The sequence below is a fragment of the Nonomuraea sp. B12E4 genome, assembly GCF_039871825.1.
Classification (GTDB): Bacteria; Actinomycetota; Actinomycetes; order Streptosporangiales; family Streptosporangiaceae; genus Nonomuraea.
Window position 1 is genome coordinate 136,417 of record NZ_JBDPME010000010.1, and the last position, 22,649, is coordinate 159,065.

18 protein-coding genes are annotated in these 22,649 nt (G+C 69.7%); 8 read left to right on the plus strand and 10 right to left on the minus strand.

Features of this window, described 5'->3' with window-relative positions; all coding sequences use genetic code 11:
• Window positions 1–18 precede the first annotated feature (18 nt).
• From glgX to ABGB18_RS23540, 5 genes are all read left to right on the plus strand, one after another.
• Window positions 19–2,112, plus strand: coding sequence for a glycogen debranching protein GlgX (gene glgX / locus ABGB18_RS23520; protein WP_347697725.1), 2,094 nt, complete (start codon window positions 19–21; stop codon window positions 2,110–2,112).
• Complete coding sequence (treY, locus tag ABGB18_RS23525) at window positions 2,105–4,285, plus strand: malto-oligosyltrehalose synthase (RefSeq protein WP_347697726.1); 2,181 nt, start codon at window positions 2,105–2,107, stop codon at window positions 4,283–4,285. Before glgX ends, treY begins: the two co-directional genes overlap by 8 nt.
• Window positions 4,275–5,990, plus strand: a complete 1,716-nt coding sequence (gene treZ / locus ABGB18_RS23530) for a malto-oligosyltrehalose trehalohydrolase (protein WP_347697727.1) — start codon at window positions 4,275–4,277, stop codon at window positions 5,988–5,990. Before treY ends, treZ begins: the two co-directional genes overlap by 11 nt.
• A 267-nt stretch (window positions 5,991–6,257) precedes the next feature.
• Window positions 6,258–7,241: a hypothetical protein gene (locus ABGB18_RS23535; protein ID WP_347697728.1), complete on the plus strand. Its 984-nt coding sequence runs from the start codon at window positions 6,258–6,260 to the stop codon at window positions 7,239–7,241.
• A 300-nt stretch (window positions 7,242–7,541) separates the two neighbouring features.
• Window positions 7,542–8,174, plus strand: a complete 633-nt coding sequence (locus tag ABGB18_RS23540) for a hypothetical protein (protein WP_347697729.1) — start codon at window positions 7,542–7,544, stop codon at window positions 8,172–8,174.
• Window positions 8,175–8,452: 278 nt separating this feature from the next.
• On the opposite strand, the gene ABGB18_RS23545 is transcribed toward ABGB18_RS23540, so the two are convergent.
• The 10 genes from ABGB18_RS23545 to ABGB18_RS23590 all read right to left on the minus strand — a co-directional run bounded on the left by ABGB18_RS23545 (window position 8,453) and on the right by ABGB18_RS23590 (window position 18,943).
• The gene (locus ABGB18_RS23545; RefSeq protein ID WP_347697730.1) at window positions 8,453–10,057 is read right to left on the minus strand and encodes an FAD-dependent monooxygenase; all 1,605 of its coding nucleotides are present in this window, start codon (window positions 10,055–10,057) and stop codon (window positions 8,453–8,455) included.
• A gap of 308 nt (window positions 10,058–10,365) precedes the next feature.
• Window positions 10,366–11,004 (minus strand): HAD-IA family hydrolase, encoded by a 639-nt coding sequence (locus tag ABGB18_RS23550; RefSeq protein WP_347697731.1) that lies wholly within the window; start codon window positions 11,002–11,004, stop codon window positions 10,366–10,368.
• 48 nt (window positions 11,005–11,052) lie between these two features.
• Window positions 11,053–11,343: an MTH1187 family thiamine-binding protein gene (locus ABGB18_RS23555; RefSeq protein ID WP_347697732.1), complete on the minus strand. Its 291-nt coding sequence runs from the start codon at window positions 11,341–11,343 to the stop codon at window positions 11,053–11,055.
• 141 nt (window positions 11,344–11,484) lie between these two features.
• A complete protein-coding gene (locus ABGB18_RS23560) occupies window positions 11,485–11,811 on the minus strand; it encodes a hypothetical protein (RefSeq protein WP_347697733.1) in 327 nt (108 codons plus the stop codon).
• A gap of 10 nt (window positions 11,812–11,821) precedes the next feature.
• Window positions 11,822–12,499, minus strand: a complete 678-nt coding sequence (locus tag ABGB18_RS23565; protein WP_347697734.1) for a uracil-DNA glycosylase — start codon at window positions 12,497–12,499, stop codon at window positions 11,822–11,824.
• A gap of 69 nt (window positions 12,500–12,568) precedes the next feature.
• Window positions 12,569–13,942, minus strand: coding sequence for a M1 family metallopeptidase (locus ABGB18_RS23570; RefSeq protein ID WP_347697735.1), 1,374 nt, complete (start codon window positions 13,940–13,942; stop codon window positions 12,569–12,571).
• Window positions 13,943–14,024: 82 nt separating this feature from the next.
• On the minus strand, window positions 14,025–14,930 hold the full coding sequence (locus tag ABGB18_RS23575) for a carbohydrate ABC transporter permease (protein ID WP_347697736.1): 906 nt from the start codon (window positions 14,928–14,930) through the stop codon (window positions 14,025–14,027).
• Window positions 14,931–14,973: 43 nt separating this feature from the next.
• Window positions 14,974–16,350, minus strand: coding sequence for an ABC transporter permease subunit (locus tag ABGB18_RS23580; RefSeq protein WP_347697737.1), 1,377 nt, complete (start codon window positions 16,348–16,350; stop codon window positions 14,974–14,976).
• Between the two features lie 12 nt (window positions 16,351–16,362).
• Window positions 16,363–17,685 (minus strand): ABC transporter substrate-binding protein, encoded by a 1,323-nt coding sequence (locus ABGB18_RS23585; RefSeq protein WP_347697738.1) that lies wholly within the window; start codon window positions 17,683–17,685, stop codon window positions 16,363–16,365.
• Window positions 17,686–17,692: 7 nt separating this feature from the next.
• The gene (locus ABGB18_RS23590) at window positions 17,693–18,943 is read right to left on the minus strand and encodes an ABC transporter substrate-binding protein (RefSeq protein ID WP_347697739.1); all 1,251 of its coding nucleotides are present in this window, start codon (window positions 18,941–18,943) and stop codon (window positions 17,693–17,695) included.
• Between the two features lie 133 nt (window positions 18,944–19,076).
• On the opposite strand from ABGB18_RS23590, the gene ABGB18_RS23595 reads away from it, so the two are divergent.
• The 3 genes from ABGB18_RS23595 to ABGB18_RS23605 are packed head-to-tail and all read left to right on the plus strand — an operon-like array spanning window position 19,077 to window position 22,566.
• Window positions 19,077–19,583, plus strand: a complete 507-nt coding sequence (locus ABGB18_RS23595; protein WP_347697740.1) for a PadR family transcriptional regulator — start codon at window positions 19,077–19,079, stop codon at window positions 19,581–19,583.
• A complete protein-coding gene (locus ABGB18_RS23600; RefSeq protein WP_347697741.1) occupies window positions 19,580–20,308 on the plus strand; it encodes an ABC transporter ATP-binding protein in 729 nt (242 codons plus the stop codon). Before ABGB18_RS23595 ends, ABGB18_RS23600 begins: the two co-directional genes overlap by 4 nt.
• A complete protein-coding gene (locus ABGB18_RS23605) occupies window positions 20,305–22,566 on the plus strand; it encodes an FtsX-like permease family protein (protein ID WP_347697742.1) in 2,262 nt (753 codons plus the stop codon). The genes ABGB18_RS23600 and ABGB18_RS23605 overlap by 4 nt, the downstream gene beginning before the upstream one ends.
• The last annotated feature ends 83 nt before the right edge of the window (window positions 22,567–22,649 follow it).

Here is a 22,649-nt window from a genome sequence, read left to right on the forward strand (position 1 = left end):
GACCTCAAGGGAGCCTCGATGATCGAGATCTGGCCGGGAGACCCCTATCCGCTCGGGGCCACCTACGACGGGGCGGGCACCAACTTCTCGCTCTACACCGAGGTCGCGGACGCGGTCGAGTTGTGCCTCTTCGATGAGGGCAACGTCGAGTCCAAGGTGCCGCTGAGCGAGGTGGACGGGTTCATCTGGCACGGCTACCTGCCGGGGATCGGGCCCGGCCAGCGTTACGGATACCGCGTGCACGGGCCCTACGATCCGGCCCGCGGGCTGCGCTGCAATCCGGCCAAGCTGCTGCTCGACCCGTACGCGATGGCCATCGAGGGCGGGGTGAGGTGGCACGAGGCGGTCTACGGATACCGCTTCGGCCAGCCGGACACCCGCAACGACATCGACTCGGCCCCCTACGTGCCGCGCTCGATTGTCATCAACCCGTTCTTCGGCTGGGGGCACGACCGGCCGCCCGCGACCCCCTACCACGACACCGTGATCTACGAGGCCCATGTGCGGGGGCTGTCGAACAGCCATCCCAAGATCCCCGAGCACCTGCGCGGCACGTACGCGGCCCTGCACCACCCCGAGATCCTCGACCACCTCACCAAGCTGGGCGTGACGGCGATCGAGCTGATGCCGGTGCACCAGTTCGTCACCGACCACATCCTGGAGCAGCGCGGGCTGGCCAACTACTGGGGCTACGACTCGATCGGGTTCTTCGCGCCGCACAACCGCTACTCCAGCCAGGGGCAGCGCGGGGGCCAGGTGCTGGAGTTCAAGGCCATGGTCAGGGGGCTGCACGAGGCCGGCATCGAGGTCATCCTGGACGTCGTCTACAACCACACCGCCGAGGGCAACCACCTCGGGCCGACGCTGGGGTTCAGGGGGATCGACAATCCCGACTACTACCGGCTGGTCGAGGGGGACAAGCGTTACTACGTGGACACCACGGGCACCGGTAACAGCCTGCTCATGCGGTCCCCGCACGTGCTGCAGATGATCATGGATTCGCTGCGTTACTGGGTGATCGAGATGCACGTGGACGGGTTCAGGTTCGACCTGGCCTCGACGTTGGCCCGGGAGCTGCACGAGGTCGACCGGCTGAGCGCGTTCTTCGACCTGGTGCAGCAGGACCCGGTGCTGTCGCAGGTCAAGCTGATCGCGGAGCCGTGGGATGTGGGCCCGGGCGGCTACCAGGTCGGGAACTTCCCTTCGCGGTGGACCGAGTGGAACGGGCGTTACCGCGACACGATCCGTGACCTGTGGCGGGGGCAGGCGGCGACCCTGCCCGAGTTCGGGTCCAGGTTCACCGGGTCGAGCGACCTCTACCAGGACGACAGCCGCCGCCCGGCCGCCTCGATCAACTTCGTGACCTGCCACGACGGCTTCACCCTGCAGGACCTCGTCTCGTACAACGCCAAGCACAACGAGGCGAACAAGGAGGGCAACCGCGACGGCACCGACGACAACCGCTCCTGGAACTGCGGCGAGGAGGGCCCGGCCGGGATCGCCGTCGAGTCGCTGCGCGAGCAGCAGAAACGCAACTTCCTCACCACGCTCTTCCTGTCGCAGGGCGTGCCGATGCTCTCGCACGGCGACGAGCTCGGGCGCACCCAGCGCGGCAACAACAACGGCTACTGCCAGGACAACGAGCTGACCTGGGTCGACTGGTCGGACGTGCGGGAAAACTGGCTGCTGCTGGAGTTCACCCAGAGTCTGGCCGCGCTGCGCAAGAGGCATCCCGTCTTCCGGCGCAGGAGGTTCTTCTACGGCAAGCCCGTACGCGGGCTGAACGACATCGCCTGGCTCACCCCCTCGGGGGAGGAGATGACCGACAGCGACTGGACCGTCGGATACGCGAAGTCGCTGGCCGTCTTCCTCAACGGCGACGCCATCACCGAGCCGGACCGGCGCGGCCGGACGATCCGGGACGACTCGTTCCTGCTGCTGTTCAACGCCCACCACGACACCATCAGGTTCACGATCCCCAAGGACTACGGCGAGATGTGGCACACCGAGATCGACACGGCGATGCCGATCAGGCTCGACGCCCGGATGTGCCGGGCGGGGGAGGCCGTCGCGGTGCCGGGACGCAGCGTGCGGGTGCTGCGCCGTGTCTAGGCCGACCTCCACCTACCGGGTGCAGCTCACCCCCGACTTCGGCTTCGCCCAGGTGGCCGAGATCGCCGGCTACCTGCGCGACCTCGGGGTGAGCCACGTCTACCTGTCGCCGATCCTGCAGGCCACGCCCGAGTCGCGGCACGGCTACGACGTCACCGACCACTCAAGGGTCAGGGAGGAGTTCGGCGGGGCTGCCGGGTTCAGGGAGATGGCGCAGCAGTTGGCCGCCCATGACCTGGGCGTCGTGGTGGACATCGTGCCCAACCACATGAACACGGTCAACGCGCAGTTCTGGTCGGTGCTGCGGGACGGGCCCGCCTCGCCTTACGCGAACTGGTTCGACATCGACTGGAACGACGGGAAGGTGGCGCTGCCCGTACTGGGCGCCGACGTCGCGTCCGTCGTGGACGGCGACGCCGGGGCGGTTCCCGCCGGGCTCGTGGTGGACGGCGACGTGCTGCGCTACCACGAGCACGCCTACCCCCATCCCGGGCACTACCGGCTGGTCGGGTGGCGGGCCGGGCCCGGCTACCGGCGCTTCTTCGATGTGTCGTCGTTAATCGGGCTGCGGGTGGAGGATCCGTCCGTACTGTTCGCCACACACGAGGTGATCTTCTGGCTGCTGGACGAAGGGCTGGTCGACGGGCTGCGGGTCGATCACCCCGACGGGCTGGCCGATCCCCGCGGCTATCTCGAACGGCTGCGCGACCGGGCGGGTGGTGCCTGGACGGTGGTCGAGAAGATCCTCATCGGGCCCGAGCGGCTGCCCGGCGACTGGGCCTGTGACGGGACCACGGGTTATGACGTGCTCAACCGGGTCAACGGGCTGTTCGTGGATCCGGCCGGGCAGACACCCCTCGTCCAGATATTTGCGGATATGACGGGGCAGCCTTCCGCGTACCGGCCTGTGATGGCGCAGGCCAAGCGGGAAGTGCTCGACCTGTTCTTCGGCGCCGAGGTGGACCGGCTGGCGCGGGCGGCCTCCTGCGACCCGGCCACCGTGCGCGAACTGCTCGCCGCGATGCCGGTCTATCGCGCGTACGTGGTGCCGGGGGAGCCGCCGCCACCCGAGTCGGCGGAGATCGTGGAGCTGGCCGCCGAGGCCTGCTCGCCCGCCGTGCTGCCGCTCGTCCGTGAGGTCCTATCCGGCTCCGCCGAGGCGATCGTCCGGTTCCAGCAGGCCTGCGGGCCCGTCATGGCCAAGGGGGTCGAGGACACGGCGCTCTATCGGTGGTATCCGCTGGCCTGCCTCAACGAGGTGGGCGGGGAGCCGGACCGGTTCGGGGTGCCGGTGGAGGAGTTCCACGAGTTTTGCGCCGAAATGTTGCCCTATACGATGACGACGCTGTCCACGCACGACACCAAGCGGTCCGAGGACGTACGGGCGCGGTTGTCGGTTTTGTCGGAGCTCCCGGAGGCGTGGGGCGCGGCGGTGGCGGAGTGGTCGTCGGCCGTGCGGTTCGATCCGCTGCTCGACTACCTGGCGTGGCAGAACCTCATGGCGGCCTGGCCCATCTCCGCCGAGCGCTTCACGGACTACCTGCTCAAGGCGGCCCGCGAGGCGAAGACGGCGATTTCCTGGGTCAACCCGGACCCGTCCTACGAGCGGCGGCTGCGGGACTTCGCGGCGGCGGCGGTGCGGCTGCCGGTCGGCGAGTTCACCGAGCGGATCGAGCCCTTCGCGATGTCCAACTCGCTCGGGGCCAAGCTGGTGCAGCTCATGATGCCGGGGGTGCCCGATGTCTATCAGGGCAACGAGACGACCGACTTCTCGCTGGTCGATCCGGACAACCGGCGGCCCGTGACCTATCCGCGCAAGCCCGAGACCTCGTGGGACGCGGCCAAGCTGCTGGTGACCACCCAGGCGCTGCGGTTGCGGCGGCGGCTGGGGGGCGCGGCGCCGTACGCGCCGCTGGGGGCGGAGGGGGCGGCGGCGGAGCACGTGATCGCCTTCACCCGTGGAGCCGACGCGCGCGGGCGGCCGCTCGCCGTCGCGGTGGCCACCCGTCTCCCGGTGCGCCTGGCCGCCTCGGGATGGGGCGCCACGACCTTGACCCTGCCCGCCGGGACCTGGCGCGACCTGCTCACCGGCGGTCTCCATACCGGGCGGATCCCGCTCGGCCACCTGCTCGGTCAGTATCCGGTCGCACTGCTGGAGAGACATGATCTTTGAGGTCTGGGCACCGAGGGCCACGGCTGTCGAACTGGACGTCCTGGGCGGGCGTCGGCCCATGTCGGCGAAGGCGGGGGGCTGGTGGTCGGCCGAGGTGGGCGGGGCCGGACACGGCACCAGGTACGCGTTCGTGGTGGACGGGGACGGGCCCTACCCCGATCCGCGCTCGCGGCGGCAACCCGACGGGATCTTCGGGCCGAGCGCCGTCTATGATCACGCCAGGTTCACCTGGTCCGATCACGATTGGCGGGGGCGCGACCTGCGGGGGTCAGTGATCTACGAGCTGCACGTGGGGACGTTCACGGGGGAGGGGACGTTCGGGGCGGCGATCGAGCGGCTGCCGCATCTGGTGGAGCTGGCCGTGGACTTCGTGGAGGTCATGCCGGTCGCTCCCGTCCCTGGGGGGCGTAACTGGGGGTATGACGGGGTTGATCTGTATGCGGTGAACGAGACGTACGGGGGGCCTGACGGGCTCAAGTCGTTCGTGGACGCGTGCCATCGGGCCGGGATCGGGGTCATCCTGGACGTCGTCTACAACCATCTCGGCCCTTCGGGGAACTTCCTGCGGCCGTTCGGTCCCTACTTTTCCGACTTTAAGGGGAGTTATTGGGGCGATGCGGTCAATCTGGACGGGCCTGGCTCTGACGAGGTGCGGCGATACTTCATCGGCAATGCCGTGCAGTGGCTGCGCGACTACCACCTCGACGGGCTGCGCCTGGACGCGGTGCACGCGCTGCACGACCGGCGCTCCCGGCACCTGCTGGCCGAGCTGTCGGAGGAGGTGGACGCGCTCGCGTGCTCCGTCGGCCGGCCGCTGTCGCTGATCGCCGAGTCCGACCTGAACGATCCGCGCATGGTGAGCTCCCTGGCCGCGGGCGGGCTGGGGATGACGGCTCAGTGGGACGACGACGTACACCATGCCCTGCACTGCGCGGTGACCGGCGAGTCGTTCGGCTACTACGCGGACTTCGCCGCGCTGCCGGCGCTGGCCAAGGTGCTGACGTCGGGCCTGTTCCACGACGGGGCGTATTCGAGCTTCCGCGGCCGTACGCACGGGCGGCCCTTCACCGGCGTGCCCGGCCACCGGCTGGTCGCCTGCCTGCAGAACCACGACCAGATCGGCAACCGCCCGCGCGGCGACCGGCTGCCGATCCCGGCGCTCAAGCTGGGCGCCGGCCTGCTGCTGACCTCGCCGTTCACGCCGATGCTCTTCATGGGGGAGGAGTGGGGGGCGCGCACGCCGTTCCTGTTCTTCTCCGACCACGTCGAGCCTGAACTGCGGGAGAGCGAGGGGGCGCGCCGGGAGCGGGAGTTCGAAGGGTTCGGGTACGTCTGGGACGCGCCCGATCCCTCGGAGGAGGAGACGTTCCTGCGCTCCAAGCTGGACTGGGGGGAGCTGAAGGAGGAGGCGCACTGGTCCCTGCTGTGCTGGTATCGGGACCTGATCGCGCTGCGCAAGGCGCTGCCCGAGCTGTCGGACCCGCGGCTGGAGCGGGTGCGGGTGGAGGTGGATCCGCTGGGGAAGTGGCTGGTGATGTGGCGGGGGGCGCTGGCGGTGAGCGTGAACTTCTCGGAGGACCCGGTGCTGGTGCCGGTGCCGGCCGACACCCTACTGCTGTCCTCTGACGAGCCCGTGCTGCCGACCGCGGAGGGCCTCCACCTACCCGGCCAATCCATGGCCATCTGCCGCACCACCGCCTCGTAGGGCTACTCAGGCTCCTGGGCAGGTTGTTCGGCGGTTCGTGGCGCGCCCCCCTCCACCGAGCCACCGGCGCACCGCCCCGCGACCGCTGACCCTTGGGAGGGTAGTTGTGGCCGGGCCGGTCATGGCGCTCCGCGCGGAGTGGTTGTCCACAGGGGCGGGCAGAGCTGTGCCTCGTTATCCACAGAACCGAGCTCCACCCCACCCAGCCCCGCCCTCAACCCCGATCCTGAGTGCCTCACCGGCTCGATTCCATGCCCGGAGGCACCCATGAAGATCGTTCTCCCGCTGCCCGGCACCCTGACCACCCTGTTCGTCGTGGCCATGGAGCACCTGACGTTCGACGTCGACTCATTCGTGCCCTGGCGCGTCGGCGGCCCCTTCAGAAGGACAGCGACGGCCGCGCTGGCCACCGGCGCCCTGACCGTCACTCACCATCCGACCCCATGGAGACCAACCGGCCTCACCTTCGCAGACGAGGAAAGGCGCCGCCTGCGCCGCATGAAGGAACATATCGTGGTGTCCACCACGGCACCCCCGCACAAGCTCCCCGCCACCATCCAGGCGGCCCGAGCCGCAGCCAGAGCACTGGCCCGCCAATGTGACGGCCTGCTGATCGACCCCCTGATCGGCTCCAGCATTCTCACCTGCGGACGTTGCGTCGGCGAGCCCACAGACTTCCACCTCAAAGACGACTGGCTGACCTGGGACGTTCAGGTGCACGACGCCGCCACCTGCCCACCGTGGGACCCGGCCGGCACCGGCGGGTGTGACTGCCTCCGAGTGACCTCGCGAGGCCTGCGCCGCTTCGCCCTCCCGGAGGTCACCCTCGACGGCGCCTCCTGCGCCCACAATCTGTGCGCGACCAACCTCCTGCGTGCGGTGGCCCACCGCCTGACCGCGGACCACCTGGCCTACGTCATCGCCCACCCCGAAGCCACCAGCCGCAAGATCGACGACTTCCTCCAGATCCACCCCACAGACCAGCCCGACGGCGGCCTCGCCTTCGGCGTACAACTGACTCCGTACGACGCGGAGCTCGGCGAGCTGGGCCGCACCGGCAGCATCCGCCGGCTGAAGGTCGGCCCCCCACCCGGCACAGGTCAGATCACCTGCCTCAAGGTCGGCCCACCCTCGGGCTTCACCGGTTCCCTCAACGACTGGCTGTGTGCCACCCAGGAAGCCGGCCACACCTTCCCGACCTCGCTGCTCGACTCCCCACCCCGCGACCCAGCCCCAGCCCTCGCCGCCTGACCACCCAGTCCCGCAACAAAACACCCAGACGCGCCGGGCGAGTCGGCTTGCGCGGGCATGCCCCCTTGGGCGTGCCGGCTCTGGGTGCGGGCGCGCCTGGTGTGCACTTGGCGGCATCGCACTCCAGGGCGTTACCCAGGGACGATCTGGTACGGGGCGCGCTCGCGGAAGGGGAGATGCGGGCTGTCCTGCACGAATAGGCGAAATCAGCCGTTCTGACACGTTTTGATGAGAAAAGTCCATGGTCGTCTTGAACCGTTGGGCCGTGTAGGGCGTCCAAGTGGGGTGATCCCGTTTGAGATGATCGACGAAGATCTGAGAATCGCACGTCAGCGGGCGTGCCGCTGGGAGGAGCTGAACGAGCGCCGCCAGAGCCTTGCCGACCTGGTGCGGATGACACGCCAGGCGGTCGGAGCGCGGGATTTGGAGACGGTGGCCGCTGAGGACGCCAAGCTTGGCGCGCTCGTGGTCGTACTCGCGGCGGTGGAGCAAGAACTGGCCGGGGTTGGTCCGGCGCGAGAACTGTACGAGGAACTGCTGGCACGAGAGGAACGGCGGCTCATCGAGTCGACCGACCCACGCGGCGCCGAACTGCTGGAAATCCGACAGTTGCTTACCGAACTAGCCATCGAACTACCCGCCAGGGAACGTGCCAGAAGGGCAGGCCAGGAGGCCCTCCACCGTTGGGGAGACAGGGCAGCCCAGGCCGCATTCGTCCGCGAGGCCGAAGCCCTCGGGATGATGATCGACCCTGCCACAGCCGACCCCGTTTCGGGCCACCCCGTTTCGGGCCACCCCGGCTCGGTTGGTTCGGGTTCGGATGGGTTCGGTGGAGTTCGGCTATTGGTGGAGTTGTTGGAGGAGCGCTGTGCGGAGCTGGAGCGGCTGCGCGATGAGCTCCGTACTCGCCGCGAGAAGCTGCTCCTCGACTGATCCGCGATGACCGCGCCGCGGCCGGCCACAAACGGACGCATATGGACGTAGCAGCAGCCGGGACGTGGATCCAAGCTGGCGGAGACCCCAGAACTGAGCCAGACCCGCCGCAGAGCCGCGTCCTTGGCCGGGCCCGCCGCCTGCTGTCCTGGCCGGGATCTGCCCGCTCTTGGCCCGGCCACGCCCCGGCAGGGCGCTATTACTGCGCACCCGAATGGGCAGCGCCTCACGTTCGGCCGAGAACCGGCGCATGGTTGCGCTCGGGCGGGGCTTCTGGGTCAGCGGTCGAGGAGTCGGCGCATGGCGTGCTCCAGGGTGGCCGCCGGGTCGGAGACCGGGGTCTGGGCGCGCCAGGCCACGTATCCGTCCGGTCGGACCAGTACGGCACCGCCCCCGCTGATGCCGTACCGCTCCTGGAAGCGCCCCTCCACGTCCAGCAGTTCCTCGCCCACCAGCAGCCGGGTGAGCTGCACCCCGAGCCGCTCCTTGACCAGGCGGCCGGCCTCCACCCAGCCCTGGCCGCCCTGCTTGTCGGCCAGCAGGACGAAGCCGGAGCCGAACAGGTCGATGGTTGAGATGCGTTGCCCGTCCCAGTCGAGTATCACGTGCGGGGCGCGGCTGCCGGGGCGGCCGCTCGGTACGCGGGGGTCCTCGAGGAGCGAGCCGTCGTCGCCGGGTTCCGCCACGATGGCCGCGGAGTGGTAGCGGTATCCGAGCAGGGCGCCCAGTGGGTCCTCGATGGGCTCCGGGTAGCCGACGCGGGCCGCGGGAGGCATGCGTACGCCGAGGTTGGCGAGCTGGGCGTCGGCTGTCAGGGCGCCGATCGGGCGGCGTTCGGCGTCGTAGGAGTCGAGGAAGGCGGGACCGGCCTGGCCCGTGAGGACCAGCCACAGCCGCCAGGCGATGTCGCAACCGTCCTGGAGCGCCGTGCTGCCGCCCTGCCCGCCGGTGGGCGGCATGGTGTGGGCGGCGTCACCGGCGAAGAACACCCGCCCGGCCCGATACGTGTCGGCGAGCACGTGCGCCAGGGCGAACGTCGTCTTGTCCAGGATCCGAACGTCCAGGTCCGGCCGGCCGGTCCCGATCCGTACCAGCTCCACGCAGCGCTCGTGGGTGAAGTCGGCCTCGCTCTCGCCCTTGGCGACGTCGAAGTTGACCCCCAGCACGTGTGCCCCCACCCCGGTGCCGGTCACGATGGCGCCGGTGAAGATGTCGTTCTGCAGGTACCAGAGGGTGACTTCGCGCTCGCGTACCAACCCGGTCAGATCGGCGTCGAACATGATCGAGCACATGTGGCCCAGATTGCCCTTGCCCGAGGTGGGCACGCCCAGTATCGCCCGCAACGGGCTCCGGTAGCCGTCGGCGGCCACCACGTAGTCGGCTCGCACGACGCGCTCCTCGCCGTGGGCGGCCCGGATCACCGCCGTCACGCCGCCCTCGTCCTGCGTCAATGAGATCAGCTCTGTGGAGAAGCGCAGGTCGGCGCCCATCTCCTCGGCCTTGCTCCGCAGGACGCGCTCGATCTCGGCCTGGGGCGCGCCGACATTCGCGGCGGGCGTGAGATCGGTCAGGAACGCCGCCTCCTCGTTCTCGCTGCTCATGATCATGTGCGGGTCCGGGTCGGACAGGGTCCTGGCGATGGCGATGCGCATGTTCTCGCCGATGCCCGCCCAGATGTCGGCCAGCGCCTCTTCGACGCCCGGTACGGGGCGCAGCAGCTCGACGGCGCGCGGGCCCACGCCGAACGCCTTGGGCTGGATCGACGTGCTCGGGTGCCGTTCGACCAGCATGACGGGGACTTCACGCCAGGCCAGGAGTGTCGCCGCGCTCAGCCCTGCGTACCCACCGCCCACCACCAGGACGGGCACTCGCTCTTGCTCCATTGCTCCCACCTCCGGTAACGCGTAGTATCGCGTTGCGATCGATCGACACGATATGTCGTGTTTGAGGATAGGTCAAGACATATCTCGAAAGGTGGCGGGCGAGCAGCGTGAGTGAAGGGTGCGGGTGGAGCGGCTTCCCGGGGGCCGCGAAAACAGGACCGCGAAACAGGGCCTGGCGGCGGGACAAACGACCGACTCGCTCGTCCCGGAGGCGGCGCGTTCATCTGGGCGGTGATCCTGCGACCGGCCGGCCTGCGTGCGAGTCCGGGGTCAAGGAACGACGAACGCGGTAAACGGGATCACCGCGGTCATCCCGGTCCGGCGCCTCCGCCGAGCTCGGCGAGAATGGCGTCGGCGGCCTCCGGCAGGGAGCCGTGGACCTGATCCGCCTCGCGAAGATCCTTGGCCGTATGGGTCGTCGTCACCGCGATCACCGTCATTCCCGCGGCCTTCCCGGCGGCCACGCCCGCGGGAGCGTCCTCGATGACGATGCACTCGGAGGGGGTCATTCCCATCCGCCCGGCGGCGAGAAGGTAGCAGCCGGGATCAGGCTTTCCCACGCTGACGTCCTCGCCGCAAACGCCCGTATGAGGCTTCGGCAGCCGGAGGCGGGCGAACGCCCGCTCCACCAGATCCCGGTTGCCGGAGGTCGCTGTCGTCCAGGCGGCCGGCGGCAACCGTTCGAGAAGTCCGTGCGCGCCGTCCAACGCCTCGACGGCTTCGTACTCGGTCCGGATCAGGCTCTCGAACCGCCGCAGGGAAGCCGTTTCGTTCAGCTTGCCCGCCGCCGCGCGGATGATGTCCAACGGGCGCCGGCCATGGGCGACGGCCCAGATCGCGGCCTCACGCACATCATGCTCGACTGCCCAGGCACCCCAGGCACGGCGGTATGCCGGAATGCTGTCCAGCAGGACGCCGTCGACATCGAAAATGCAGCCTCGCCGCACCTCAGGACTCCGTTTCAGGCGACGACCCGACCCCTGTCCGTCGGGATCTTATGAGAGGTAGTGCTCCAGGGACTCCACCTTGGAGGTCATGCCGTCCGTGACCCCCTCCCGGAGGTCGGCCTTCAGCACCAGGCTCACCCGGGGCGCGACCTCCGCCACCGCGTCCACGGCCCGCTTGATCACGCCCATGACCTCGTCCCATTCACCCTCGACCGTGGTGAACATGGCGTCCGTCCGGTTGGGCAGCCCGCTGTCGCGGACGACCTTGACGGCGCGGGCGACGGGTTCGGCGACTCCTTCGCCGACGCCCAGCGGAGTGATGGAGAATGCGACGATCACTACGTTGCCCCCTTACGGTCCGGCCAGGCTCACGATCTTAGCCAGCCTGGATCCGGCCCCGGGCAGCGCGTGCCCCGCCATGGATGCGAAAAGCCACGACGCCTCCGAGCGCCGTGGCCGCCGCCGTGCCTCAAGCACACGTCACACGTGGTCGTGTGCCTCTTCCTCTTCCTCTTCCTCGCTCGGCCCGTCGGACGGCTCCACGCCGAGCACGGCTTCGCGCGGCTCGATCTCGTCGATGTGCTCGACGAGCTGCAGCACGTGGTCAGGCTCGATGAGCCACTGCAGGGCCGAGGCCCCGGAGTCGTCGGACCTGACCAGTTCGGCCTGCTCCGTGCGCTCCTCTTCGTTGAGATCGGCGTCAGGGTGCCTGATCTCGGCCAGCGCCGCCGCCTGCAGCGCGTCCACATCGAGCACCTCGACGGTCAGCTCGACCGTGAGGCGCAGGAACTTGGGTTCATCACTCATGGCGACGATGCTAAGGCAGCTTCCACTCGACAGGTGCGGCGCCTTGCTGGGCGAGCAGCTCGTTGGCGCGGCTGAACGGCCGGGAGCCGAAGAAACCGCTGCGGGCCGACAGGGGAGAGGGGTGGGCGGACTCGATGCGGGGAACGTTGCCGAGCATCGGGGCCAGGTTGCGGGCGTCGCGGCCCCACAGGATGGCCACCATCGGCTTGTCACGCGCCACGAGGGCATGGATGGCCTGCTCGGTGACCTGCTCCCAGCCCTTGCCCCGGTGTGAGGCGGGCTTGCCGGGCATCACCGTGAGGACCCTGTTGAGCAGCAGCACACCCTGCTCGGCCCACGGCGTCAGGTCGCCGTTGGAGGGCCGGGGCAGGCCGAGGTCGCTCTCCATCTCCTTGTAGATGTTGACCAGGCTGCCCGGCAGCGGGCGCACGTCCGGGGCCACCGAGAACGACAGCCCCACCGGGTGCCCGGGCGTGGGGTAGGGGTCCTGGCCCACGATCAACACCTTGACATCGTCGAAGGGCTGGTTGAAAGCACGCAGCACGTTGCTGCCCGCGGGCAGGTATTGCCTGCCATCGGCGATTTCCTTGCGCAGGAACTCGCCCATCAGGGAGATCTGCTCGGAGACGGGCTCAAGCGCTGTGGCCCATCCGGCTTCGACGACTTCGTTCAGGGGACGACCGGCCATGGCTGATGAGCTTATCTAGGTCTGGTACGGCTTGCCGCCCGAACGCGCGTGCCGGCCGTACCAGAATGATCACAACGACGGCTTGCCGGGCTTGAAGAGCCAGGCGTCGAAGAGGGCGTCGAGTCGCCTGCCTGACACGCGCTCGGACAGGGCGACGAAGGCGGCGGTGTCGGCGTTGCCGTATTTGTGCTCGGTGGCCCACGCGCGCAGGATCGCGAAGAACGTGGCGTCGCCGACCTCGCGCCGCAGGACGTGCAGGGTCATCGCGCCGCGGTCGTAGACGGGGTCGTGGAAGAGGTTGGCCGGGCCGCCGGGGTCGGCGGTGGGCGTCTGCCAGAACTCGTCGTCGGCGGCCGGCGCGTAGGCCGTGTCGAAGGCCTCCTGCACCGTCTCGGTGCCGAGCCTGTCGAGCCACAGCCAGGTGGCGTAGGTGGCGAAGCCCTCGTTGAGCCAGATGTCGCTCCACCGGGTGGGCGTCACCGAGTCGCCGAACCACTGGTGCGCCAGCTCGTGGGCGAGCAGCGACTCGCTGGGCACCCTGGGGTAGATGGGCCGGGTCTGCGTCTCCAGGGCGTAGCCGACCTCGGGGGCGTCATCGACGATGCCGCCGGTGGAGGAGAACGGGTACGGCCCGAAGATCGAGGCGAAGTAGTCGAGGACGGGGGCGTGCCGCTCGGCGAAGCCGGCCGCCTCTTCGGCGAGTCGCGGGTCCACGGCGGTGGTCACCCTGAATTTTCCGACTCTCGTGTCCAAGAGCTGGAATTTCCCGATCGACACCGTGGCCAGGTAGCTTGCCATCGGCTCCCGCGCATCCCACACGTACGTCGTCCGGCCGCCCTTCGACACCTTCCCCAGCAGATCCCCGTTGGCCACCGCCACGGCCGGGTCGGGCACGGTGACCCTGAACCGATAGGTGGCTTTGTCCGTCATGTGGTGGTTGCCGGGATACCAGGTCATCGCGCCCTGGGGCTCGTTGGCGTTGAACACCCCGTCGCTCGTCCGGATCCACCCGTCCACGGACCCGTCCGGGTCGACGACGTGCGTGGGCCTGCCGTCGTAGCTGACCACGACGGAGAAGCCCCGTCCTGCCGGCAGCCGCGAGCGCGGCGTGACCACCAGTTCGGTGCCGCTCTGCCGGAACGACGCGGGCCTGCCGTCCACCGTCACGGACCGGACCGCCAGCGTGCTGACGAGGTCCAGGTTGAAGCGGCTCAGCGACTGCGTGGCGCGGGCGGAGACGCGCGTCACCCCGGCCAGGCGCTTGGAGTTCGGGTCGTAGTCCAGGGTGAGGTCGTAGTGGCGGGCGTCGTAGCCGCCGTTCCCCTGACCGGGGAAGTACGGGTCGCCCGCGCCGGGGGCGCCGGGCCGGCCGTCCTGCGCGACGGCGGGGGTGAGAGGCAGGGAGATGAAAGCGGCCGCGGTGAGTACGAGAAGACGCTTCATGAAGCCTCATCGGGGCCGCGCGAGGGTGCGTTACGGGGCCCCGCACGCCGTCCTGCGTCGAGCGTGCGGGGGCCCCGTGGCGTCACTTGACGGAGCCGGCCATCATGCCCTGGACGAAGTACCGCTGGAACGCGAAGAACAGGACCAGCGGGATGATCAGCGACAGGAACGCGCCGGAGGAGAGGATGTCCATGTTCGACCCGAACTGCCGCATCTGAGACTGCAGATACTTGGTCATCGGCTGGTTCCGGGCATCGGCGAAGACCAGCGCGATGAGCATGTCGTTCCACACCCACAGGAACTGGAAGATCCCCAGCGACGCGATGGCGGGCTTACCCAGCGGGAACACCACCGAGACGAAGATCCTCCACTCCGGGGCCCCGTCCATCCGCGCCGCCTCCAGCAGCGAGGCCGGGATGCCGACGAAGAAGTTGCGCAGCAGGAAGATCGCGAACGGCAGCCCGAACGCCGTGTGGAACAGCACCACTCCCGGGATCGAGCCGAAGATCCCCGCGTTTCCGTAGATGACGGCGATCGGGATCAGCGCGATCTGGATGGGCACGATCAGCAGCCCCACCACGACCAGGAACGCCGCGTCACGCCCGGGGAAGTCCATCCAGGCGAACGCGTACGCCGCCATCGCCGCGATGCCGATCACCAGGATCGTGGCCGGCACCGTGATCGCCACGGTGTTCCAGAAGGACGCGGTGAAGCCGCCCGCCAGCAGGCTCTGGTAGCTCTGCAGAGTCAGCTCGGCCGGCTTGGTGAAGACCGTCCACCAGCCCTCGGCGTTGTTGACCTCCGTCGTACGCATGGAGACGACCAGCAGGCCCAGCGTCGGCACCAGCCAGAACAGGCCGAGCAGCACCATCACGACCTGGACCACGCCGCTGCCCAGGCGATCGACGATCTTGCTCAGTACGCCCCTGCGCGGTGCCCCGGCCTCCAGCCCGCTGGAAGGGGCCGTCGCCGTCGCGGTGGTCGTCATGAGTCCTCCTTCGTCGGACTCATGCCCGAATTGCCGCCCGCGGTCATGAGTCCCCCCTCCTGAACCGGCGGATGTTCATGATCATGAAGGGCAGGACCAGAATCAGCAGGAAGATGGACAGCGCGCTGCCCAGGCCCTGGTTGTTCCCGCCGCCGAACGACACGCGCCACATCTCCAGCGCGATCACGTTGGACTGGGGTTGCACCGAGGGCGGCGCGATGATGAAGACCAGGTCGAACACCTTCAGCGTGTTGATGATCATCGTCACGAAGACGACGAGCAGCACCGGCGACAGCAGCGGCACGGTGATCTTGCGGAACACCTGCCACTCCGACGCGCCGTCGATGCGGGCCGCCTCCAGCGCGTCCCGCGGGATCGCCGCCAGCCCGGCCGCGATCAGCACCATCGCGAACCCGGCCCACACCCAGACGAACGCGCCGATGATCGCCGGTGTGATCAGCGTCGGACCGAGCCAGGTCAGCCCGCCGTAGGCGGCCTCGAAGTTCGACTGCGGGAGCCGTACGACGTAGGAGCCCTGGGGCAGCCCATCGAAACGGAACGTGCCGTCGTCGGCCGTCGTGGCGGTCGCGGCGACCTGGCCGTTCCGCACCGCCTCGACGGTCACGCCGGGCAGTCCGCGCTCGGACCCGTCCACCACGTTGCTGGTGCCGCCGCCGCCCTGGGTGAAGTCGAACCAGACGGTCCCGGAAAGCCCGTCGCCCGCCGGGGCGGCCTTGGCGGGCTGCGCGCTGTCCGGCATGAGCTCCGGCTTGACGCCGACGATCGGGATCAGCACCGGCCGGCCCGCCTGCGCGGGCTGTTTGGTGACGACGTCGCCGTCCTGGGCGGCGACCGGCGACTGGTCGCCCTCGCGCGGGCGTGCCTCGGGGTAGCCCTGCGAGGAGGAGAACGTGTCGTGGACGGTGGTCAGGACGGCGTTGGCCAGACCCTTGTCGGGACTCTCCTCGTAGACCAGGCGAAAGACGACGCCGGCCGCCATCAGGGAGACGGCCATCGGCATGAAGACGATCAGCTTGAACGCCGTCGCCCACCGGATGCGCTCGGTGAGCACGGCGAAGATCAACCCGATCGTGGTCACCACGATCGGGGCGACGACCACCCAGATGAGGTTGTTGCGGATCGTCGTGAGCATGCCCTGATCGGAGAAGATCGTGGCGTAGTTGCCCAGCCCCACGAATCCGCTGCCCGCCGAGTCGAACAGGCTGCGGAAGATGGAGTAGATGATCGGGTAGACCACCCAGACGCCCAGCAGCAGGGCCGCCGGGAGAAGGAAGACGAGCGCGACCGTCGGCGATGGGCCGAGGCGACGTTGCTTGCGGGGGGTTTCAGCCGGTCCGGTGGAGGGCCCGCCCGCGATCTGCGCGGGCGGGTCCTGCGGGCCGTCCAACCGTTCGGTCACGGCCTTACCTCTTTACTTCCAGGCCTTCTTGGCCTCGGCTTCGAGCGCGGTCTGGGCACCCTTGACGTCGCTCGGGTCGCGCATGAAGTCCTGCAGCACCTTCCACTGGCCCTTGCCGTCAGTGCCGCCGAACGCGCTCGGCGCCAGGTCCGACATGTCGTAGCGGACGGCGTCACCGGCCGAGATGATCGTCTGGCCGAGCTGCTTGGTCAGCTCGTCCGGGTAGTTGTCGGGGGAGACGTTCTTGTTGGGGGACAGGTAGCCGGGCAGCTTGGCCCAGACCTCGCCGCCCTCCTTGGAGGCCAGGAACTGGATCAGCGCCATGGCGCCGGGGGAGTCCTTCATGGCCACGGCCACGTCGCCGCCCAGCACGACCGGAGTGGTGTCACCGGCCTTGGGGAAGGGGAAATACTTCGCCTCCTCGCCGACCTTGGCGCCCGACTGGTCGGCCTCGACCGCCACGAAGTCGGCCTCGATGACCATGGCGGACTTGTCGGTGCCGTAGACCTTGCTCACGCACGTGGGGAAGTCGGTCTGCATGGTGCCGGAGGTCCCGTCGACCAGGAACTCCTGCTTGGAGGCGATCTGCTGGATCTTCTCCAGCGCCGTGGTCACGGTGGGGTCGGTCCACGGGATCTCGTGCTTGGAGAGCTTGTCGTAGTTGTCCGGCCCGGCGGTGGACAGGTAGACGTTCTCGAAGAGGTCGGTCAGGGTCCAGCCGGAGGCTCCGCAGAACGAGAACGGCGGAGTACCGGAGTCGGCGATGGTCTGCGCGGCCTTGACCATCTCGTCCCAGTTCGTCGGCGGCTGCACGCCCGCGTCCTCGAACGCCTGCGAGCGGTACCAGACCAGCGACTTGTGCGCCGCCTTGACCAGCACGCCGTACACCTGGCCCTCGGCGGAGCCGAGTTCCTTCCAGTAGGGGGTGTAGTTGGCGTCGATCTCCTTGGTGACCTCGGGGGTCAGCGGGATGAGCGCTTTCTGCTCGGCGTACTGCTGGACCAGGCCGGGCTGGGGCAGGATCGCCACGTCCGGCGGGTTCTTGCCCTGGATGCGCGGGCCCAGGTAGGCGCCGGTGTCCTCACCGGTGGAGGCGTAGGTGACCTGGGCGCCGGTCTTGTCGGTGAAGGCCTTGAGCACCGTCTCGAAGTTCTTCTGCTCGGCGCCGGTCCACTTGGCGGCGACCTCGAGCTTGACGCCGTCCAGTGGCTTGGCCCCGCCGCTTGCCGGCGCCGGCCCCGAAGCGGTGGGCTGTGTCGTCGTCGGCGCGTTGCCGCAGGCGGCTACGGCTATCGCCAGCCCGGCCAGGATCGCTGCTGCTCTGGCTTTTCGCATGAGTGCCTCACTGGGTTCTGATGATCTCTTCGAGCTCGGACTTCATGGAGGCCGCGACGTCGTCGGCGGACTCGGTGGTCGGGTTGGCCAGGGCCTTGGCGACCGAACTGGCGATCACCAGGCTCAGCTGGTTGTAGTTGGCGCTCACCGGCCGGGCCTTGGCGGCCAGGATGCTCTCCTTGAGCACCGGCAGGTACGGGAAGCGCTTGATCAGCGCGGGATCGTCGTAGAGCTCGGTCCACACGGGCGGGAAGGAGCCCTCGGTGAGCACCCGGCGCTCGTTCTCCAGACTGGTGAAGTAGCGGATGAACTCCTGCGCGGTGTGCTGGTGCTCGGAGTAGGCGCTGATGGCCAGGTTCGAGCCCCCCAGCGTGGCCTCTCCCGGCCGGTCCAGCCCGGGCAGCCGGGTCACGCCCAGCTTGTCGCCGAGCCTGGCCCTGGCGGGGCCGTACGCGTGCGGCCAGTTACGCGCGAAGGCCAGCCGCCCCTCCTGGAAGGCCAGGCGCGACTCCTCCTCCTTGTAGGTCAGCGACTCCTTGGGGATCCACTGCTCGCGCAGTCCTTGGAGCAGGAAGTCGAGCGCGGTCGCGCCCTTGGCCGGGTCGAGGGTCACCTCGGTGCCGTCGTCGTTGACGATCTGCCCGCCGGCCGACTGCACGGCCTCGGAGAAGTTGACGGTCAGCCCCTCGTAGGCCAGGAGCTGTCCGGCATAGCCACCTATCTTGTGCTTTTTCGTTATTCGTAGTGCTTCGTCGCGAAGCTCCGCCCAGGTCCGCGGTGGCTTGCCGACGAGGTCGGTCCGGTAGTAGAGCAGCCCGGCGTTGCTCGTGTACGGCACCGCCCAGAGCTTGTCCTTGTAGACGGCCGTCTCCACGACGGGCGGCAGGAACCTGTCGAGCGGGAACAGCCCGCGCTCCAGGGGGATGATCCAGCCGTTCTCCGCGAATTCGGCGGTCCACACGACGTCCAGCCCCAGCACGTCGTACCGGCTGCTCTGGGCCTGCAGGTTGGCCACCATCTGGGCGCGTTGCTCGTCGGCGGCCTCGGGCAGCTCCAGCAGCGTCACCTTCTCGGCCGGATGGGCCTGGTTCCAGCGGTCCAGCAGGGGTTGCAGGTATGCCGTGGTGTCGCGGCCGGTGGCGAACGTGATGGGCCCGGTGCCCCCGGTGCCCGTGGCGCCGCCGCTCTGTCCGTCCGTCGCCGCGCACGAGGCCGTGAGGAGCACGGCCAGCGCGACGAGGGGGAGCGAGCGCGGCACTCTGGTCCTCCCTATGCAGAGTGGTTACATACGTGTTAGGTAGATGCATTCATGTTATGCACACAGGTAATCTGAAGGTCAACGGATACCCGCGTAACGCATCCGTAACGCAGCAGACGGTGGGAGGCGAGGCGTGCGGCTTCACCTGCTGGCGCTCCTGGCGAAAGAGCCGGCACACGGCTACGAGCTGAAACAGGCGCTGGAGCAGACGTTCGGCAGCGCCTATCCCTCCCCCAACATCGGCCAGATCTACGTGACGCTCGGCAGGCTGGAGAAGGACGGCCTGGTCAGGGCGGTCGACGTGGAGCAGTCCAACCGGCCCAACAAGAAGGTCTACTACCTGACGGCCAAGGGCCGCGACGTGCTCACCACCTGGGTGGACGAGCCGACCGAGGGCCCCAGGGTGCGCGACGAGTTCTTCATGAAGCTCGTGCTCGCGCCGCTGACCGGCGTCGCCGACCGGATGGTGCTGATCAACCGGCAGCGCCGCCACTATCTCTCGCTCATGAGGGATCTCAACGACCTCCTTGCCCGCACGCCGCCGGGCGACCGGGTGGCGATGCTGCTCATCGAGGGCGCCATGCTCCACCTGCAGGCCGACCTTGACTGGCTGGAGCGGTGTCAGGAGGATCTGGCATGACCCCTGTGCTAAAAACGGTCAGATTGGTCAAAATCTACCAAGACGGGCCGGTGCCGGTGCCTGCCGTGCGGGGCGTGGACCTCCAGGTCGAGCCGGGCGAGTTCGTCGCGATCATGGGGCCCTCGGGGTCGGGCAAGTCCACGCTCGCGCACATGCTGGGCGGGCTCGACACCAGGACCAGCGGCGAGATCTGGCTGGACGGCCGGCGGGTGGACACTCTCTCCGAGAGCGCCTGGGCGCTGCTGCGGCGCAAGAAGGTCGGTTTCGTCTTCCAGTTCTTCAACCTCGTGGCCAACATGACCGTCGGCGACAACGTCGAGCTGCCCGCACTGCTGGCCGGGGCCTCTCCCAAGGTGGCCCGCGAGCGCCGGGAGAGCCTGCTCGGCGCGCTCAACCTGAGCGAGCGGGCCGACGCCGCGCCCGCCCAGCTCTCCGGCGGCGAGCAGCAGCGGGTGGCGCTGGCCCGGGCCCTGGCCAACCAGCCCAGCGTGCTGCTGGCCGACGAGCCCACCGGCAACCTCGACAGCCGCAACACCCGCGACGTGCTCCGCCTGCTCGGCGAGGTGCACAAAGAGGGCCAGACGATCGTCATGGTCACCCACGACGCCCGGGTGGCGAGCCTGGCCGACCGGCTGGTGTCGCTGTTCGACGGCGAGATCGTCGACGACGGCCGGATCTCCCGCAGGCGCACCGGCACCGTCGGCGAGGTGATCGACCTTCGATGAGCGCCACTCTGGCCGGGACCCGGTGGGTGCGGGCCGACCTGCGGGCCAGGAAGGGCCAGGCGGTGCTGACGGTGCTCGCCGTGGCCGGGATCGTGGCCGCGCTGATCACCGCCGCGACGCTGCTGGAGGACGGCACCAACCCGTGGCGCAGCCTGTTCGCACAGACCGACGGGGCCCACGTCTGGCTCTATACCGACGGCAGCCCCCAGGCGGACCTGGGCGCCATCGACGGCGTGACGGCCACGGCCGGCCCTTACCGCTCGGTGCCCGTGACCGTGGCGCAAAACGGGAAGAAGGAGCCGGCGGCGCTGCGCGCGATGCCCGCCACGCCCCCGGCGGTGGCGCACCCGGTGGTGGCCGAGGGCAGGTGGCTCGACCCCGCCCAGCCCGACGGGGTGGTCGTCGAGCGGTCGTTCGCGGCCACGCTGGGGCTCCGGGTCGGCGCGCCCTTCACGATCATCGCGCTCAGCGGCGAGCGCCACACCCTCTACGTACGCGGCATCGCCGACACCGCCGACCAGGGCTTCTACCCGGAGTGGACACCCGGCCTGGCCTACGTGCTGCCACCGATGCTCGACCGGATCGAGCCGGGCCGTAGCGAATGGGTGACCGGGCTCCGCCTGGCCGACCCCGACGCCTCGCAGGTCGTCTCCCAGCGGGTGGTGGTCATGCTGGAGGACGACCTGCAGCGCGTCTACACCTGGCGCGAGGTCAGGGCCGCGATGGAGCTGGACAACCGGCTGCTGGGCACGCTGCTGGCGCTGTTCGGGGTGGTCGGGCTGGTGGCCGCCGCGCTCGCGCTGGCCAACGCCGCCGGCGGCCGGGTGCTCGGCCAGCTCCGCGACCTGGCCACGCTCAAGTCGATGGGCTTCACCCGGGGCCAGGTCGCACTGCTGCTCCTGGTCGAGCACGGCGCGCTGGGCCTGCTCGGTGTGGCGCTCGGCGCGGCGGCGGGCTGGGGCGTGGTGGCGACGGTGCTGGGCGCCTCGTCCGTGGCCCCGGTGCCGGTGCTGCTCATCGTCGCCGGCACGGCCGTGGTGGTGCTGGCCGCCGTCGGCGTGCCCGCCTGGCGCGGCAGCCGCACCCCGCCGATCCCCGACGTGCCCGCGGCGCCGCCGCGTGGCCACCTGTCCAGGCTGGCCAGGCTCGCCCTCCTGGTACGCCTCCCGCCCGCCCTCATCCTGGGCACCCGGGACGCCTTCACCAGGCGCACCCCGGCGTTCCTGACGGCGTTCGGGCTGGCGGTGCCGATGATGATGATCACGATCGGACTCGGCGTGTGGGCCACCCTGGACAACTTCCTCGCCCATCCCGAGCAGGTCGGCCAGCACGCCTCCCTGTACGTCCGGCCGGCCAAGGTGGACCCGGCCGCCGCCGAGCGTATCGCCGGCCGGGACGGGGACGTGGCCGAGATCTACCCGGGCGCCGACGTGAACGCCCTGGCCCCGGGCGAGGCCCGCTCGGTCAGGGTGCGCGCCATCGGCGCCTCGACGAAGCCGTACCCGTTCCCCGTGGTCGAGGGCCGCATGTACGGCAGGCCAGGCGAGGCCGTGGCCGGGCAGGGCCTGCTCGACCTGCTCGGCCTCAGGATCGGTGACCGGGTGCGGTTGACCGTGGGCGGCTCGCCGCTGATCGTCCGGATCGTCGGCAGGACCGTGGAGCCCGACCTGGACGGCGAGGTGCTGTCGGTGGGGCTCGACAGCCTGGCGGCCAAGGACTCGGTGCCGCCCGAGTTCTACGCGCTCGCGCTGAAGCCGGGGGCGGACCCGGCCGAGGTGCGCGGCAGGCTGCTGGCCGAGTCGGCCGAGGGGCTGGACGTGCAGGTGGCGGTCAACCCGGCGGACCGGCTGGCGGTCATCCGGGTGGTGATCGTCGCGCTGATCGCCGTGCTGGCGCTGATCGGCCTGGCCAACCTGCTCACCGCCAGCGCGCTCGGCCTGCGCGACCACGCCTTCGACCTGGCCGTGCTCAAGGCCATGGGGCTGACGCCGCGTCAGGTCATGGCCACGCTGGTGACCGGCACGGGCCTGCTGGTCGTGCTCGGCGTCGCCGCGGGTGCCGCGGTGGGTGCCTCCGTCGTCAAGGGACTGATCGACCTGCAGGGCTACACGAGCGGCGTGGGCGCGGGCATCGGCCGCGCGCCGTCCCCGCTGACCCTGGCCGTCACCGTCGTGATCGCCGTGGGCACGGCCCTCGCGGTGGCGCTCATTCCCGCCCGCCGCGCGGCCCGTGCCCAGGTGCCGGTCACGTCACGCTGACCGGCACAGGAAGCGGCGGGGCCGGGTCAGGTCACGCTGACCGGCACTTGGCAGCGGGGCCGGGTCACGCCGGGCCCCGCTGC